The sequence below is a fragment of the Kribbella sp. VKM Ac-2571 genome (assembly GCF_004362255.1).
GTDB lineage: Bacteria > Actinomycetota > Actinomycetes > Propionibacteriales > Kribbellaceae > Kribbella > Kribbella pratensis.
Window position 1 is genome coordinate 130,429 of sequence record NZ_SNWS01000019.1, and the last position, 16,941, is coordinate 147,369.

Consider the following 16,941-nt stretch of genomic DNA (forward strand, 5'->3'; position numbering starts at 1 on the left):
GGAGCGGAGGAGCGACGCACCTGTGGGTGGTTCGGCAGCACATCTGGGGGCACCTTCAGGCAGACTGAGGCTACGAGCCACCACGGGAGGGCGCGATGGGTGAGGAAGTCGACCGGGTCGAGTTCACCCGGGCGGACCGGACCGCGTTCCGCGAACAGGTGCACCGCAACCTGGACGCCTTCGCGCGGATGCTGCGCGAGAACCGGTTCGCGCCCGAGCGGCCGATGACCGGGATCGAGATCGAGCTGAACCTGGTCGACGAGAAGTGCGACCCGGCGTTCAAGAACTCCGAGGTGCTGAGCGCGATCGAGGACGACGCGTTCCAGACCGAGCTCGGCCAGTTCAACATCGAGATCAACGTGCCGCCCGGCCAGATCGACGGACTCGGTCTGGACACCATGGAGGCGAGCATCCGGGAGAGCCTGAACGCCGCCGAGGACAAGGCGGCGCGGACCGGTTCGTCGATGGTGACCATCGGGATCCTGCCCACGCTGCTCACCGAACACATCCGCCGCGAGGCGCTCAGCACCAACCCGCGGTACGCACTGCTCAACGACCAGATCTTCGCCGCCCGCGGCGAGGACGTGCAGATCGCCATCGACGGCGTCGAACGGCTGCAGGTCACCGCGGACAGCATCCTCCCCGAGGCCGCCTGTACGTCGACGCAGTTCCATCTCCAGGTGACACCGGAGGCGTTCCCGCGGTACTGGAACGCGGCGCAGGCGATCTCCGGCGTACAACTCGCGGTCGGCGCCAACTCGCCGTTCCTGTTCGGCAAGGAACTACTCCGCGAAACGCGGATCGCCTTGTTCGAGCAGGCTGCCGACACGCGCACGCACGAGCTGAAGACGCAGGGCGTCCGGCCGCGGGTATGGTTCGGCGAACGATGGATCACCTCGATCTTCGACCTCTTCGAGGAGAACTCGCGGTACTACCCGGCCCTGCTGCCGGTCACCTCCGACGAGGATCCGATCGCGGTTCTGGATCGCGGTGACACACCGGCCCTTTCGGAGTTGCGCCTGCACAACGGGACGATCTATCGCTGGAACCGGCCCGTGTACGACGTTGTCCGGGAGAAGCCGCATCTGCGCGTGGAGAATCGTGTCCTGCCGGCCGGCCCGACCGTCGTCGACACGATTGCCAACGGCGCGTTCTACTTCGGGCTGGTGCGTGCGCTGGCCGACGACGAACGGCCGATCTGGTCGCAGATGTCGTTCAGCGCCGCCGAGGAGAACTTCCACTCCGCGGCCCGCAGCGGCATCGAGGCGGAGGTCTTCTGGCCCGGCGTCGGTACGGCGCGTGCGACGGAGCTGGTGCTCAGACGCCTGCTGCCGTTGGCGGTTCGCGGCCTCGACGCGTGGGGTGTGGACGTCGCCGTACGGGACCGGCTGCTCGGGATCATCGAGCAACGCTGCTTGACCGGCCGCAACGGCGCGTCGTGGCAGGCCGACGAGTTCCACCGCCTGTATACAAAGGGATCGCACGGACGCAAGGACGCGTTGCGCGGGATGCTCAGCCGGTACCGCGACCACATGCACGACAACACGCCGGTGCACGAGTGGCCGGTGGACTGAGCTGAACTGAACCGGTTCGTACGCCGTCGTTCGCAGGACAACGTAGGACAGCGTAGGACGGTCGCGGCGGACATGGCGGCGGAACCCCGGTCCTTCTGGCGGAACCCGTTCGATCTTGCCCAAGGCAACGGGATCGACGATTTCCGCGCGAGTTCGATAACGACCCGGACTACAGGGGTGGCGCATTTGGTGACAGCCCTGCAAAGGTGTGGCCACCGGAAGGTTAGGCGGGCCCGCCGCGGGTAGGACCCGGGCACCGGCAGCCCTCCGTCACCGGTGCGACACAACAGGTGCAAATGCAGCGGATGCCGACAGCGGTCGGGAGCAGTATCGTTCGAGACGGGTCGACACACACCCGGAGGTGAGGCAGGGCGATGACGACCATCGTCGTGGGTTATGTGCCGAAGGCGGAAGGCCGTGCGGCCCTTCGGCGCGCAGCGGAGGAGGCAACGCTGCGGGACGCCAAGCTGGTGGTGGTGAACTCGCACCGAGGTGGGCGCAGCTTCGACACCGACGAGGCTGCGGCGAGTGACGCCGCGTTGACGGAAGTACGGGAGCAGCTCGACTCGACCGGTGTGCCGTACGAGGTGCGGCAGCTGGTGCGTGGCCTGGACCCGGCGGAGGACCTGGTGGCCGTCGCCGAGCAGGTGCATGCGGAGTTCATCGTGATCGGCCTACGGCGCCGTTCCCCGGTCGGCAAGCTCATCCTCGGCAGCAACGCGCAGCGGGTGCTGCTCGATGCGCCGTGTCCGGTGCTGGCCGTGAAGGCCGAGCCTGAGTTGTCTGAAGGGGAGGAGGACTGAGGTGACTTCCACACGCAGCAGGAAGCTGTGCCTTGCGCAGCAGCCCGACGCCGACGAGATGTTGAGCAGAGATCCGTTCGCCCTGCTGGTCGGCATGCTGCTCGACCAGCAGATCCCGATGGAGCGGGCGTTCGCCGGCCCGGTCGCGATCTCGAAGCGGATGATCGGTCCCTTCGACCCGGCCACGGTCGCGCACTACGACCCGGACGCGTTCGTCGAGGTGGTGGCCGGTCCGCCGGCCGTGCACCGGTTCCCGACCGCGATGGCGGCCCGGATCCAGACGCTGGCCAAGCACTTGGACGACCATTACGCAGGAAACGCGTCGGCCCTGTGGTCCGACGTGAAGTCGGGGGACGACCTGCTGGCGAGGCTGTCGGCACTTCCGGGGTTCGGTGCGCAGAAGGCGAAGATCTTCGTCGCGCTGCTCGGCAAGCAACTGAAGGTCCGGCCGCGCGGCTGGCGCGAGGCCTCCGAGCCGTACGGCGAGGACGGCGCGTTCAAGTCGGTCGCGGACGTCATCGACGTGGCGTCGCTGGTCAAGGTCCGGCAGTTCAAGCAGGAGCAGCAAATGGTTCGGCAGCGGGTGGTGGCGCGTCCACTGCGGCAGACCCGCAACGGGTGAGACGATCGACGGCGGCGGCCCCCCGGAAATGACGTCAGCGGGGGGTCGCGCGACGCCTGGGCTTGGTTCGCGGATTACAATGGACTGTTGCCGCCGCCTGACCAGCGGGCAGCCGCGAACCGCAGTACCCAAAGACTCAGCAGCACCCACAGCGTCATCAGTCGTACCGTCGTACAAACCCTGCGTCAGACGAGAGGTAATTCGTGTCGTCCAGCTCGTCCGAGAATCTTCCCGCCGAGCCGGCCCGGACCGTGGCCGCCACGGCCCGTAGCACGGCTCCGAGGACCAGCGCCCGAGTGACCGACCCCGCTGCCAAGAAGGCGGCCGTGAAGAAGGCGGCGGTGAAGGCCGCCGGCACCAAGGAGGACGGTATCCCCGCGAAGAAGGCCGCTGCCAAGAAGGCTCCGGCGAAGAAGGCAGTGTCCGAGGCGGGTCTGTCGATCGACCCGAAGACCGGGAAGCCGCGCGCGCTCGACGAGGTGGACGAGTCCGACTTCCAGCCGGAAGCGGTGAAGGGCCTGGAGAAGGAGCTCACCGAGGATCAGGGCTTCATCGTCTCCGAGGCCGACGAGACCGACGAGCCCGAGCAGCAGGTGATGGTCGCGGGGGCCACGGCGGACCCGGTCAAGGACTACCTGAAGCAGATCGGCAAGGTCCCGCTGCTGAACGCCGAGCAGGAGGTCGAGCTCGCCAAGCGGATCGAGGCCGGCCTGTTCGCGGAGGAGCAGATCGCCGACGAGGCCGCCAAGCTCAAGGAGAAGGTCCGCGACGAGTACGAGTGGATCTCCGAGGACGGCCGGCGCGCCAAGAACCACCTGCTCGAGGCCAACCTGCGCCTGGTGGTGTCGTTGGCCAAGCGCTACACCGGCCGCGGCATGCTGTTCCTGGACCTGATCCAGGAGGGCAACCTCGGTCTGATCCGCGCGGTGGAGAAGTTCGACTACACCAAGGGCTACAAGTTCTCGACGTACGCGACCTGGTGGATCCGGCAGGCGATCACCCGCGCGATGGCCGACCAGGCCCGGACCATCCGGATCCCGGTGCACATGGTCGAGGTCATCAACAAGCTGGCCCGCGTCCAGCGGCAGATGCTGCAGGACCTCGGTCGCGAACCCACTCCGGAAGAGCTCGCCAAGGAGCTCGACATGACCCCGGAGAAGGTCATCGAGGTGCAGAAGTACGGCCGTGAGCCGATCTCGCTGCACACCCCGCTCGGTGAGGACGGCGATTCCGAGTTCGGCGACCTGATCGAGGACTCCGAGGCGATCGTGCCGGCCGAGGCGGTCTCGTTCACGCTGCTGCAGGAGCAGTTGCACGCGGTCCTGGACACGCTGTCCGAGCGCGAGGCCGGCGTGGTCTCGATGCGGTTCGGTCTCACCGACGGCCAGCCGAAGACGCTCGACGAGATCGGCAAGGTGTACGGCGTGACCCGCGAGCGGATCCGCCAGATCGAGTCCAAGACCATGTCGAAGCTGCGGCACCCGTCGCGCTCGCAGGTCCTCCGGGACTACCTGGACTAGGGGCGTATCTGATGGTCCCCCGCCTACTGCGCGGCACTCGGCACGGCATCTCGCCGCACTGGAGCAAAGGCCACGATGAAACCACATCGACGCCTTCGCTCCAGCACGCCGAGCCACCGCACCGAGCACCTGCTCGCTACGGCGCGGGACCATCAGATACGCCCATGTCATGACGCAGTGGATCGCCGGCGTGCTCGCGTCGGTGATCCCTGTGTTCGACACGGCTTCACTGGCCGCCGCCGTACTCATGGCGGCGGCTTTGCTGTTGGCGCTGGTCGTGGTCGCGCGGGCATCTGCCCCGACCGCGGTGCCGTTGCTTGCCCGCGCCACCTCGGTCCGGGACCGCGCCGAGCAGACCGTGTTCCTCCGGCTGCGCGATCCTGGCGCGGCCGGGCGGCCACGCCCACGAGCACCGGGACGGTAGCGCTCCACCTCGCTACCTGTTCCTACACACTCGTGGAGTTTTGCTGTGCCTTCTTTCCTGGAGGCACCGGTCGCCGGTGCCTATCACTTGCTCACGTCCCTCGTCGCCACTCTCGAACCGTTCGCCGGCGCGTACGCCGCGGTCATCGCGATCGTGGTGTGCACCCTCGCCGTACGGTTGTCCCTTGTCCCGTTGAGCGTGCGGGCGCACCGCGGGTTGAAGGCCCGCGCGGAGTTGATGCCGCAGCTGAAGCAGTTGACCGAGCGGCATCGCGACAATCCGGAGCGCCTGCAGCGTGAGGTGGCGAAGCTGCAGACGGAGTCCGGTACGTCGTTGTTCGCAGGCTTCCTGCCGACGCTCGCGCAGCTGCCGTTCTTCTGGCTGATGTACACGCTGTTCTCGCGAACCATGGTGGCGGGGGAGTCGAACCAGCTCATCAGCGGCAACCTGCTCGGCGCCCCGCTCGGCGTCCACTGGCCGATCCTCACCGGCACCCCGGCGTACATCGTGATCGCGGTACTACTCGCTGTGGTCGCATGGTTCTCGGCGCGACTCCAACTACGGCAGCTGGACCCGTCGGCGACCACGTTGTCACGACGGGTCGCCCAAGTGCTGCCGTTCGGCACACTCCTGACCGCCGCCTTCGTACCGCTGGCCGCCGGCCTCTACCTCCTCACAACCACCACCTGGACCCTCGCCGAACGCACAATCCTCCAACGCTAGGCGGTCCGTTGGGGGGAAGCGTTGCTGTGTGCTCACGCGTTCTGTTACCGTCTTTATTAAAGCCGGTTCCATAATGGGTTGGGGTCGATGGACAGTGCACGCGGCGCCGCCCAGGCGGAGCGATCTGCGAACCAGGTCGCGTGTCTGCGCTACCTCGCCGACGCCGACGAGGCGCGCACGGTCGGCGCGATCAGCGAGGGCACCGGCCTGTCGCGGCCGACGGTGCATGCCGTCCTGGACGATCTCCTCGAGACCGGGCTGGTCGAGGCGGCCAGCCCGGCGACGGCCGGCCCGGGCCGACCTGCTCGCGCGTTCCGGTTCGCCCGCGAGACCGGACTGGTCGCCGGCGTCGACCTCGGTCCCCGCGGCGCACGCGCGATCATCTGCGACCTGTCCGGCCGCCGGCTCGGGTACGCCGAACTGGCGCCCGAGCGGAAGGCCGACCTCTCGCTGATCCCACGCGCACTCGACGCCGCAGCCGGCTCGACCGATCTCGCACGCGCGGGCCGGTCGATCGACCTCGGGCGTCTTCGCGCGGTCGGTGTAGGCCTGCCCGGCGTGGTCGAGGCCGACGGTCGCCTGCGTGCCAGTCTGGCGATGCCGGACCTGGTCGGCGTGCCCGTCGCGGAGTTGCTGGCGAAGGAGCTCGAACAACCGATCGTCGTCGACAACGACATCAAGCTGGCGGCGCTGGCCGAGCAACGCGGCGGCGCGGGCCGTGGGTACTCCGATGTCGTCTATCTCCAGATCGGCCATCGGCTCTCCGTCTCGATCGTCCTGAACGGCGTCATCCGGCAGGGTCGGCATCGCCTTGCGGGCGAGCTCGGCGCGCAGCGCGGCATGCGATGGACGCGCAATGCGCAGCGCGGGCAGCTCGTGTGGTCTGTGCGGCCGACCAGTGCGGAGGTGCTGAGTGCGGCAGCCGCCGGTGATGCCGACGCGCAGGCGGAGGTCGAGGACTTCTGTGCGCAGATCGCCGGGCGGATCGCGACCGTGCTGCTGGTCGTCGATCCCGAGGTCGTGGTCGTGCGCGGCGGGGCCCTGCAGGACAGCGGCGCGCTGCTTCGTCCGCTCACGGCAGCGGTCGAGCAGGAATTGGTCTTCCCCGAGCGGCCGCCCTTCGTCGCCTCGGCGCTGGGGCGCGAAGCGGTGGTGCTCGGGGCGGTCGGCAATGCGTTCGACCGGTGCAGCTCAGGTATCTACGGTGTCCACGACTACCCCAGTCCGTGGGCCCACATCACTCACGAACTCGAGAGGACCACGCAGTGAAGCTAGGAGTCAGCTCGTATTGCTTCCGCCAGCTCATGACGAGCGGCGAGATGGACCTGATCGCGGTCCTGGACTGGGTCGCGGCCTCGTCGGCCGGGCACATCGAGGTCGCCGCGATGGACGGCGAGTACTACCTGGAGAATGAGAACGTCGTCCGCGACACGGCCAAGCACGCCGAGGAGATCGGCGTACCGATCGTGAACTACCTGGTCAGCGGCGATCTGCGGACCGCCGACGGCGCGGAGATCGACCGTCTCCGCCGGCAGCTGGACGTCGCGCACGCGTTTGGCGCCCGCATCTTCCGGCACGACGTCGCGCCGTGGGCATGGCGTGAGCAGGACCCGGGCGAGTTCGAGACGACGTTCGAGAAGGTCGTCGAGGGCTGCCGTGCGGTCGCCGACCACGCCGCGGACCTGGGCATCGTGTCGACGATCGAGAACCACGGCTTCTTCATGAACGGCAGCGACCGGCTGGCCCGGCTCGTGCACGCCGTGGACCGCCCGAACTTCCGGGTCACCCTCGACCTCGGCAACGGCCTGTGCGTCGGCGAGGTGCCGGGCAAGACCGCCGCCGGCCTGATCGACGTCGCGGCGTCGATCGGCGTGAAGGACTTCCACATCCGCCGTTCGGCGGGCGACGGCTGGCTCAAGACGCTGGCCGGCGACTACCTGCTCGGCACGGTGTCGGGTCACGGCGACGTGGACCTCCCCGGCCTGCTCGCACTGGTCGCGACCAAGCCCGACGTACCGGTGAGCCTGGAGTTCGAGGGCATGGAAGCACCGCTTCCGGCCATCGAGCGCTCGCTCGCGAACATCATCCGACTGACTGAAAGCGTGGCGTGACATGACGACGCGGATTGCCGTGATCGGGCTCGGCTCGATCGCCGTCGAGCACCTGAAGGCGTACCAGGCGAACCCCCAGTCCGAGCTCGTCGCCGTGTGCGACGTGGACCTCGAGCGGGCGAAGGCCCGCGGTGAGCAGTTCGGTGTGGAGCGGGTGACCGGCGACGCCGCGGAGATCTTCGCGGATCCGGGCATCGACGCGGTGAGCGTGTGCGTGCCGAACACGCTGCACGCCCCGATCGCCGAGGCGGCGCTGCGGGCCGGCAAGGACGTCCTGGTCGAGAAGCCGATGACCGTGACGGTGCCCGAGGCCGAGGCGCTGGTGAAGGCGGTCGAGGAGACCGGGAAGGCGCTGCAGATCGGGTACGTACGGCGGTATGCGCCGAACGCGCTGGTGACCAAGCGGTTCCTGGACGCCGGCGAGTTCGGTGACATCTACGCGGCCCGGGCCACGCTGCTGCGGACGGCCGGCAATCCTGGCGGCTGGTTCGGTGACGTGGAACTGTCCGGCGGCGGTCCGCTGATCGACCTCGGGGTCCACATCATCGACCTGTGCTGGTACCTGATGGGGATGCCGAAGGCGGTGTCCGCGTCCGGTGCGACGTTCACGCTGCTGGGTGCCCGCGACAACATCCAGAACCTGACCCGGTACAAGGCCGCGTCGGCGGCGCGGCCGAACACGGTCGAGGACTTCGCGACCGCGCAGATCCGGTTCGAGGGCGGGGCGGTCCTCGACGTGGCCACGTCGTACTCGCTGCACGCGCGCAACGAGATCAGCGTCCGGATCCACGGTGACAAGGGCGGCGCCGAGATCGAGCCCGAGCTGCTGATGATCACCGAGCGGCACGACACGCTGCTGCACGTCCAGCCGCAGATCGACTCGCTCGGATTCGACTTCCGGGTCGGGTTCGCCAACCAGATCGACCACTTCCTGCGCATCTGCCGCGGCGAGATCCCCGCCGACGCCACGGCGGAACAGGGCCTGGAGATGGCCAAGATGCTGTCCGCGATCTACGAGTCCGCGAAGTCCGGCACCGAGGTCGCCATCACCCACTGACCACCCGGTTGCCCGAGGCGCCCAGCCTCGGGCAACCCGCCCGGTCACAGGCGGGCTTCGAGGCCGTCCAGGATTCTGGCGAGGCCGTAGCTGAAGCTGTCCTCGCTGCCGGCTTCGAGGTCGGTGTTGCTGTTGGCGGCGTACAGCGCCCGCATATGCGGGTACGGCTCGGCGGCCCTGACCGCGGCGGGCCAGACCTCGGCCTGCCACGCCGCCATGTCTTTGCCGGTGCGCTTGAGCTTGCTGACGGTCGCGGCCTCGACCGACGCGACGCCGATCACGTAGCCGAGCACGGTGTTGGCGGCCCGGTCCGCCTCGATCAGCTCGAAGCCGGCCGCCAGGTAGATGCCGAGCAGGTCGTCGGAGATCCGCATCAGGTTCGGCCCGAGGTAGTTCATGCCCACGTCGGCGAGCGTGGGCGCCACCCAGGGGTGCCGGACGATCATCGCCCGCACGCTGCGCGCCGCGCTTTCGGCTGCCGGGCGCCACGCGGACGGATCCGCGACCCCCGGCACCTCGATCTCGCCGTACACCTCGTCGACGACGAGCTCCAGCAGCTCGTCCTTGTTGGCGACGTGCCAGTAGACCGCGGTCGCCACCGCGCCGAGCGCCGCGCCGAGCTTGCGCATCGTGAGCGCCTCCAGCCCGTCGGCGTCCAGCAGCTTGATCGCCTCCGCGACGATCTGGTCCTGGGTCAGCGCGGGCTGCTCACGGCGCCGGCCGCGCTTCGGTCGCGTCCAGACCGACGTGTAGTCCTCGCTCGACATGCCTCCACCTTAACCGATTACTGAACATCGTGCAGGACTTGACCAGCGTTCAATCGAAATTGCACACTGTTCAAGCTATCTGAACACTGTTCAAGTAACTGACTCGAGGAGGTGCGCGATGACCGCTCGGCATCCGCGCAGATGGCTGATTCTGATCGTGCTCTGCCTGAGCACGATGGTGCTGGTGCTCGACAACGGGGTCCTGAACGTCGCGATCCCGGTGCTCACCGAGGACCTCGGTGCCAGCGCGCAGGAGATCCAGTGGATCGTCGCGAGCTACATCCTGGTGTTCGCGGGCCTGCTGCTGACCGCGGGCAGCCTGTCCGACCGGTACGGGCGCAAGAAGGTGATGATCACCGGCCTGGCGATCTTCGGTGTCGCGTCGCTGCTGGCGACGTACGCCGGAACTCCCGAGATGCTGATCGCGGGACGGGTGCTGATGGGTGTCGGCGGGGCGATCGTGATGCCGAGCACGTTGTCGGTGCTGATCACGGTCTTCGACGCCGGCGAACGCCGCCGGGCGATGTCGATCTGGAGCTCGGTGCTGATGGTCGGGCTGATCGGCGGGCCGGTGCTCGGCGGCGCGTTGATCGCGAAGTTCTGGTGGGGATCGGTGTTCCTCATCAATGTTCCGGTGGTGGTGCTGGCGATCGCGGCGGCGGTGGTCCTGATGCCGGAGTCCAAGGGGCCGTGGCGCAAGCCCGACCCGATCGGTGCGCTGCTGTCGATGGTCGGTCTGGTGGCGCTGGTCTGGGTGATCATCGACCTGCCGGAGCACGGGCTGTCCTGGCCGATGCTGGCGGTCGCCGTTGCCGGACTGACCTTGTTCGTCGGGTGGGAGCTGCGGACGCCGGTGCCGATGGTCCCGTTGGCGCTCTTCCGTGACCGGAACTTCAGCGGCGGCAGCCTGTCGCTGGTGCTGCTGCAGGTCGCCAATGGCGGGTTGATCCTGGCAATGACGCAGTACCTGCAGTTCGTCCTCGGGTACTCGCCGACGAAGGCCGGTCTGGCGATGGCGCCGATGGCGGTGGCGGTCATCCTGGTGAACGGCGTCGGGGCGACGCTCGGTCAGAAGATCGGAAACCGGCCGATGACTGTTGCCGGGCTGGTCGTGCTGGCCGGCGGCTTCTGGGTGATGTCGACACTGTCCGCGGACGACGGGTTCGGGATGGTCGCACTGGCGTTGGGTGTGTTCGGTGCGGGCGCCGGACTGGCCCAGCCGGCGGCGACTGCGGCGCTGATGGGTGCGGTGCCGCGCGAGCACGCCGGTGTCGGATCGGCGTTGAACGACACCGTGCAGCAGGCGGGCGCGGCGTTGGGGATCGCGATCCTCGGGTCGGCGCTGGCGAACAACTTCACCGCGAACATGCCTGAGTCGGCGCCGGCCGCGGCGCGACGGTCGATCGGTGAGGCGCTGGCGGTGGCCGGTGGAGACCATGGTCTGGCTGAGACCGCGCGGACGGCTTTCGCGCAGGCGATGTCAGGCACGTTCGTGGTGAGCGCAGTGGCGGTCCTGGGATCGGCGGTGCTGTCGCTCGTGCTGTTGCGGGACCGCAAGACGTCTGATCAGCAGCAGGTCCAGGACGAGGTTGCTGTCAGTTGACCAAAGCTGTGGTGAGGGAGTCGGCGTTGGCTTCGAGCCAGGTTTGGCGGGCTCGGATCTTGTCGCCTACTCCCTCGCTCCACATTCGCTGCCAGCCGCCGCCCAGGGTTTCGGCGCGGTATTTCATGGTGTGCCAGGCGCGCACGTTCAATCCGATCGTGAGCTCCAGGGCACGGGCGCGGTCGGCGGGGGAGAGGCCGTAGGCGTCGGCGAGTAGCCGGCAGCGCCGGGGACGGTCCAGGCCACGGAGTTCGGGGTCGAGATCGGCGTCGGCGCCGAGCGGGGCCCACCACAGCATCAGGTTCACGAACTCACGGGCCCGGCTCACCGGGCGGGCGAGATCGAAATCGATCAGGGCGTACGCGCGGCCTTCCCGGAAGACCACGTTCTCCGGTGTCACGTCCTGGTGGCCGACCAGCTCCGGCGGATCGTTGAGGTCCGGCAGACCGGGTGGCTCGATCGGCGCGGGCAGGTTCTCCGGGATGCCGAATCCCTCGACCGCGTCGTCGTACGCGCGCAGCAGCCGGGCGACCGAGATCATCCGCTCCTCGTCCGCGATCCACGGTGGCCGCGGGCGGCCCGCGACCTCGCCCTCGACGTACGTGAGCGCCTGGCGGCCGGCCGAGTCGATGCCGAGGAATCGCGGCGCGCCCTCGAACCCGACCTTCTCCAGGTGCAGCAGGACGTCCTGGACGAGTTCGGCGCGTTCGCCGGGCGGTCGCCGTACCGTGTCGCCGACGCGCACCAGGCCCTCGGTCACGTCGCCGCCGAGCAGCGGGATCTCTTCGCCGTCCTCGATCACTCGAACCTCATTCCACTCTATGAAACGTTTGTCTACACAGAGGGACCGGTCGAGGTAGCGTGCCGACGATCCGCTGTCGATCGGAGGCGCACAGTGACCGCCACGTCTGTGAAGGCTCCACCAGGAGCCAGCCGTACGAGGTACCTGATCCTAGGGCTCGCGTTCGTCGGGCTCTCACTGAATTATCTGGATCGCGCGAACCTCAGCGTCGCGCTGCCGTTCATCGAGGACGATCTGCACCTCGACCTCAGCAACGCCGAGAAGGGCCTGATCCTCGGCGCGTTCTTCTGGGCGTACGACGGGGCGATGCTCGCGGCGGGCTGGTTCGCCGACAAGGTGGGCTCGCGGAAGGCGTTCACGTTCGCGGCGTTGTGGTGGAGCGTCGTGACCGCGCTGACGCCGCTGGCGCGCGGGTTCTGGTCGTTGTTCGCGTTCCGGTTCGCGCTCGGCGCGGGGGAGGCGCCGGCGTACCCGAGTGCGACCAAGGCGGCGTCGCGGTGGTTCCCGGCGCACGAGCGGGCGTTCGCGAGCGCGGTGATCGATTCGGGTTCGCGGGTCGGGACAGTGCTGTCGCTGCCGGTCGTGACCGGCCTGATCGCGTTGGTGAGTTGGCACTTCTCTTTCGTCGTGCTCGGCGTACTCGGGATCATGCTCGCGGCGGTCTGGTACTGGTACTACCGCGACCCGATGGAGCACCGGCACGCGAACGCCGAGGAGCGTTCCTACATCGCGTCGAACGGTGCGCGGATCGACGAGAACGACTCCGAGGCGGCGGCGCAGGTACGCTGGCGGGACCTGTTCCGGTACCGGACGATCCGCGGGATGATGCTCGGCTTCTTCTGCCTGAACTTCGTCATCTACTTCTTCCTCACCTGGTTCCCGTCGTACCTGAAGGACGCCCGCGGGCTCGACCTGAAGGAGCTCGGGACTCTCGGGACGCTGCCCGGCATCACGGCGATCGCCGGTGGCTGGATCGCGGGCATCGTCGCCGACCGGCGGATCCGGGCCGGGGCGGACGTGACGCGGGTTCGGAAGACCGTGATGGTGGGCGGTCTGCTCGGCGGTGCGGCGATCGTGTTCGCGGCGCCGGCGAAGTCGGTGTACGTCGCTTTGCTGTTCCTGGCGATCTCCTACGCGAGCCTGGCGATCGCGGCGACGGGGATCTGGTCCTTGCCGGGTGACGTGGCGCCGTCGTCGCGGCATGTGGCGTCGATCGGCGGCATCCAGAATTTCGCGTCGAACATCGCGGGGATCATCAGCCCGTACGTGTTCGGTCTGCTGCTCGACGTCTACCACGGGTCGTACCTGCCGTCGTTCGCCGTCGCGGGGGTGGTGGCGGTGATCGGCGCGCTGACGTACGCCTTCGTGGTCGGGAAGGCCGAGCCGCTGCCTGTCCGCGACAGCTAGGGTTGCCAATCCGGCAACATTGTTGGCCGCATGGCGGCGGGTCGCGGACCATCGGTCCATGACGACCGAACAGCTCCCTGACGAGCACTGGAACGCGTTCTACACCGAGCACGAGCAGATCTGGAGCGGCAAGCCGAACGTCGCCTTCGTCGACGAGGTGTCCGGTCTGACGCCGGGCCGGGCGCTCGACCTCGGCTGCGGTGAAGGCGCCGACGCGATCTGGCTCGCTGAGCGGGGCTGGGCCGTGACTGCTGTTGATATCTCGACGGTCGCGTTGGGTCGCGCCGTCGCGCACGCGAAGGCCGCCGGCGTCGGCGATCGGATCGACTGGCAGCTGCACGAGCTGGGGAAGTCGTTCCCGGACGGGGAGTTCGACCTGGTGTCCGCGCAGTTCCTGCACTCCAAGACCGAACTGGCTCGCGACGCGATCCTGCGTAGGGCAGCAGCGGCTGTCGCGCCAGGCGGCGTACTGCTGATCGAGGGCCACCTGGGTTTCCCGCCCGGCGAGCACAACCCGCACCCCGACATCCACTTCCCGGAGCCCGACGAAGTGATCGAGAGCCTGGCCCTTCCGGACGGCGAGTGGGAGACCCTGGTCAGCCGCGTACACGACCGCGCCCAAGTCCTGCGCGACGGCGCACCAATCAACCGCCGCGACTGCACGGTCAAGCTACGCCGTCACTGAGTCCTGCTGGGGCGAGGGGTAGGTGGACGGTGAAGGTTGCGCCGTGGGGGTAGGTGTCGGTGGTGGTTACGTGGCCGTGGTGGGCGGCTACGAGGGCGGCGACTATGGAGAGGCCTAGGCCTGAGCCGCCGGTGGAGCGGGTTCGGGCGGTGTCTACTCGGTAGAAGCGTTCGAAGATGCGGGACTTCTGTTCGTCGGTCAGGCCGGGGCCGGTGTCGCTGACTTCGAGGATGGCTTCGGAGCCGCGGGTACCGACGGAGACGGTGATCGGTGCGTCGACGGGGGTGTAGTGCAGGGCGTTGCTGACCAGGTTGCCGAGGACCTGGCGCAGACGTGCCTCGTCACCGGAGACGACCGGCGCTTCCGAGTCGGGCAGGATCGTCAGCGAGATGTCGCGCTCGGGCTGCACGGCCTGCGCGTTGTGCAGGGCGTCGGCCGCGATCGGGAGCAGATCGACGGACTCCGAACGCAACGGGCGCTGCTGATCCAGGCGCGCGAGCAGCAGCAGGTCGTCGACGAGCAGGCCCATCCGCTTGGCCTCGTCCTCGATCCGGCGCATCGTGTCGGCGTCTGTCACGTCACCCCGGTGCCGGGCCAGTTCGGCGAATCCCCGGATCGACGTCAACGGCGTACGCAACTCGTGCGACGCGTCCGCCACGAAGCGCCGCATCCGCTCCTCGGACTGCCGAGCGGCATCCTCCGACTGTCTCGCCGCGTCCTCACTCCGGCGCGCCGCGAACTCGGACGCGGTGCGCTGCGCGAACGCGGTCTCGATCTGCCCGAGCATCTGGTTCAGCGCCAGTGACAACCGCCCGACCTCGGTCCGCGGGTCCCGCTGCGGTACCCGTCGGCTCAGATCCCCGCCGGCGATCGCAACCGCGGTGTGCTCCACGTCCTCGAGTCCGCGCAGACTTCGCCGTACGACGTAAGTCCCGACGCCGGCCAGCAGCACCAGCAGGATCACCCCGGCCGCGACCTGGATGCCCACCAGCCGCTGGATCGTGTGGTCTATGTCCTTGAGACTCTGCGCCACCATGACCGATCCGTCGCCGTTGGCGTTCTCGACCGCAAGCACCCGCCAGCGGGCACCACCGGAGACCGCATCCACCTCGAACGGCCGCCCGTCGCGCGCACGGACCTGGTTGAGGTTCAGAACCGGCAACTTCGGCAGTGGATCGGGATCGGACAGCCGCGCGCCGTAGGCACCGTCGGCGCTACTCCCGTCCGCCTCGTTGAACTGCACGACGAACGCACTCGGTAGCAGCCGTCGCTCTCCGAAGCCTCCCGGAGGCGGCGGACGCCTGTCCTTCCTGACGTGGGCGAGTTGCGAGGCGGTCTGCCGCAGCTGCTCGTCGACGCGGTCGGTCAGGTAGCCGCGCATGATCGTGGTCGCCAGCACACCGGAGGCGGCCAGGGCGAGCGCGACCAGCGCCAGTAGGACCACGACGATGGTGACCCGTAGCGGGTATCGGTCGGCGAACCGCCGGTGGTTCAGTGGCATCAGTTGGGGCCTCGCGGAGTACGCAGGACGTAGCCGACCCCGCGGACCGTGTGGAGCAGCTTCTGATCGCCGGTGTCGACCTTACGGCGCAGGTAGGACATGTACGACTCGACCACGCCGGCGTCCCCGGCGAAGTCGTAGTTCCAGACCGCGGACAGGATCTGGCCCTTCGACATCACCCGTTCAGCGTTCTCCAGGAGGCACCGCAGCAGCTTGAACTCGGTCAGCGACAGCTGCACGGCCTGACCGGACTTGAAGACCTCGTAGCTGTCCTCGTTCAGTTCCAGGTCCGCATACCGCAGTACGGCGGCCTCGGTCGTGGTCTGTTCGCGATGACCGGACCGGCGGAGCAGCGCACGCACACGCGCCACCAGCTCGTCCAGGCTGAACGGCTTCGTGACGTAGTCGTCGCCGCCGGTCTGCAGGCCGAGCACCTTGTCCTCGACCGCGTCGCGGGCGGTGAGGAACAGCACCGGCACGTGCCGATCCTCACCGCGCAACCGGCGTACGACCTCGAAGCCGTCCAGCCCGGGCATCATCACGTCGAGCACGACCAGGTCAGGCTCCACGTCCCGCGCCTTGCGCAGCGCCTCGGCGCCGTGGGTCGCCGTGGTCACGTCGTACCCGGCGAACCGCAGACTCGCGGACAGCAGCTCGACGATGTTCGGCTCGTCGTCGACAACCAGCAGATGCGGACTCATGGTGTCAGTGTGCCGGTGGTTCCCATGCGAACCCTGGAAGGTTCCTGGCAATCACCTGTGAGTCGTCCGCGCCTACCCGGTGCGAATTCAGCGTGGACCGTGCTTGAAGCCCCACTTCTGGCCTGCCGCGTCGCGAACGGTCCCGTCGTTCACCGAGCTGGCTGTCGCCTTGCCGTCGGTGACCACAGCCATCACGGTCACGGTGTTCCCGGTCTTGACGTCGTCGATGCCGTCGCGGGCCGCGTTGACCAGCGTGTCCTCGGTGAGCGTGTAGGTCCGGCTGTACCCGTCCGCGCTCTTCACGGTGATCGAGTCCTTGCTGACCGCGGTGACCTCGCCGCGCTGGGTCGCGACGGTCTGGTACCCGCCGCCGTCCTTCGGTACGACGAACTCGCCGTGCAGCGCCCCGCCGAGCCCGAACTCGCCCCGCGGCCCGAATCCGCCCTTGCCCGGTCGGTCCGGCTTCTGCTGCTGCCCGGGCGTCGACGGGCTGGAGGGGGAGGCCGACGGCGAAGGCGTCGGGTCCGCGTTGCTGGCGGCCCAAGCGACCCCGCCGGCCGTAGTCGTCACGGCCACGGCGGCCACCGTGCCGAGCAGCCGCCATCGCTTCTGAGAGAGCTTCATCCTGCTGCGCCTTCCGT

General features: G+C 68.5%; 17 protein-coding genes. 12 read left to right on the forward strand and 5 right to left on the reverse strand.

From position 1 onward, the window contains the following. Nucleotides 1-95: 95 nt before the first annotated feature. The 9 genes from EV651_RS33610 (at nt 96) to EV651_RS33650 (ending at nt 8,834) form a co-directional block, all read left to right on the forward strand. Nucleotides 96-1,574, forward strand: a complete 1,479-nt coding sequence (locus EV651_RS33610) for a glutamate--cysteine ligase (RefSeq protein ID WP_133789291.1) — start codon at nt 96-98, stop codon at nt 1,572-1,574. Between the two features lie 374 nt (nt 1,575-1,948). Beyond that, entirely contained in the window at nt 1,949-2,377 is a 429-nt protein-coding gene (locus EV651_RS33615) for a universal stress protein (RefSeq protein ID WP_133789292.1), read from the forward strand. A 1-nt stretch (nt 2,378) separates the two neighbouring features. Continuing rightward, complete coding sequence (locus tag EV651_RS33620; RefSeq protein ID WP_133789293.1) at nt 2,379-2,999, forward strand: HhH-GPD-type base excision DNA repair protein; 621 nt, start codon at nt 2,379-2,381, stop codon at nt 2,997-2,999. Between the two features lie 203 nt (nt 3,000-3,202). Beyond that, nucleotides 3,203-4,519 (forward strand): RNA polymerase sigma factor, encoded by a 1,317-nt coding sequence (locus tag EV651_RS33625; RefSeq protein ID WP_133789294.1) that lies wholly within the window; start codon nt 3,203-3,205, stop codon nt 4,517-4,519. Between the two features lie 169 nt (nt 4,520-4,688). After that, complete coding sequence (locus tag EV651_RS33630; protein ID WP_133789295.1) at nt 4,689-4,943, forward strand: DUF6412 domain-containing protein; 255 nt, start codon at nt 4,689-4,691, stop codon at nt 4,941-4,943. A gap of 45 nt (nt 4,944-4,988) precedes the next feature. Then, nucleotides 4,989-5,666 (forward strand): membrane protein insertase YidC, encoded by a 678-nt coding sequence (locus EV651_RS33635; RefSeq protein ID WP_133789296.1) that lies wholly within the window; start codon nt 4,989-4,991, stop codon nt 5,664-5,666. 87 nt (nt 5,667-5,753) lie between these two features. Further along, complete coding sequence (locus tag EV651_RS33640; RefSeq protein ID WP_133789297.1) at nt 5,754-6,935, forward strand: ROK family transcriptional regulator; 1,182 nt, start codon at nt 5,754-5,756, stop codon at nt 6,933-6,935. Then, nucleotides 6,932-7,777 (forward strand): sugar phosphate isomerase/epimerase, encoded by an 846-nt coding sequence (locus EV651_RS33645; protein ID WP_133789298.1) that lies wholly within the window; start codon nt 6,932-6,934, stop codon nt 7,775-7,777. Before EV651_RS33640 ends, EV651_RS33645 begins: the two co-directional genes overlap by 4 nt. 1 nt (nt 7,778) lies before the next feature. Continuing rightward, on the forward strand, nt 7,779-8,834 hold the full coding sequence (locus EV651_RS33650; protein WP_133789299.1) for a Gfo/Idh/MocA family protein: 1,056 nt from the start codon (nt 7,779-7,781) through the stop codon (nt 8,832-8,834). Nucleotides 8,835-8,878: 44 nt separating this feature from the next. Here the strand turns inward: EV651_RS33650 and EV651_RS33655 are convergent, their stop codons facing one another. Continuing rightward, nucleotides 8,879-9,601, reverse strand: a complete 723-nt coding sequence (locus EV651_RS33655; protein ID WP_133789300.1) for a TetR/AcrR family transcriptional regulator — start codon at nt 9,599-9,601, stop codon at nt 8,879-8,881. A gap of 118 nt (nt 9,602-9,719) precedes the next feature. Here EV651_RS33655 and EV651_RS33660 point away from each other — a divergent pair, with 118 nt between their 5' ends. Then, complete coding sequence (locus tag EV651_RS33660; RefSeq protein ID WP_133789301.1) at nt 9,720-11,204, forward strand: MFS transporter; 1,485 nt, start codon at nt 9,720-9,722, stop codon at nt 11,202-11,204. On the opposite strand, the gene EV651_RS33665 is transcribed toward EV651_RS33660, so the two are convergent. Beyond that, on the reverse strand, nt 11,197-12,006 hold the full coding sequence (locus EV651_RS33665) for a phosphotransferase (protein WP_133789302.1): 810 nt from the start codon (nt 12,004-12,006) through the stop codon (nt 11,197-11,199). The two genes, EV651_RS33660 and EV651_RS33665, sit on opposite strands and share 8 nt — an antisense overlap. A 93-nt stretch (nt 12,007-12,099) precedes the next feature. On the opposite strand from EV651_RS33665, the gene EV651_RS33670 reads away from it, so the two are divergent. After that, nucleotides 12,100-13,413: an MFS transporter gene (locus EV651_RS33670; protein ID WP_202870628.1), complete on the forward strand. Its 1,314-nt coding sequence runs from the start codon at nt 12,100-12,102 to the stop codon at nt 13,411-13,413. Between the two features lie 58 nt (nt 13,414-13,471). Beyond that, nucleotides 13,472-14,098, forward strand: coding sequence for a cyclopropane-fatty-acyl-phospholipid synthase family protein (locus EV651_RS33675; protein ID WP_133789303.1), 627 nt, complete (start codon nt 13,472-13,474; stop codon nt 14,096-14,098). On the opposite strand, the gene EV651_RS33680 is transcribed toward EV651_RS33675, so the two are convergent. From EV651_RS33680 to EV651_RS33690, 3 genes are all read right to left on the reverse strand, one after another. Continuing rightward, on the reverse strand, nt 14,079-15,599 hold the full coding sequence (locus EV651_RS33680) for a cell wall metabolism sensor histidine kinase WalK (protein ID WP_133789304.1): 1,521 nt from the start codon (nt 15,597-15,599) through the stop codon (nt 14,079-14,081). The genes EV651_RS33675 and EV651_RS33680 overlap by 20 nt on opposite strands. Further along, nucleotides 15,599-16,300, reverse strand: a complete 702-nt coding sequence (locus EV651_RS33685) for a response regulator transcription factor (protein ID WP_130385800.1) — start codon at nt 16,298-16,300, stop codon at nt 15,599-15,601. The genes EV651_RS33680 and EV651_RS33685 overlap by 1 nt, the downstream gene beginning before the upstream one ends. Before the next feature lie 87 nt (nt 16,301-16,387). Continuing rightward, nucleotides 16,388-16,924 carry a hypothetical protein gene (locus tag EV651_RS33690; RefSeq protein ID WP_133789305.1) on the reverse strand — a complete coding sequence of 179 codons (537 nt, stop codon included), beginning with the start codon at nt 16,922-16,924 and terminating at the stop codon, nt 16,388-16,390. Nucleotides 16,925-16,941 lie beyond the last annotated feature (17 nt).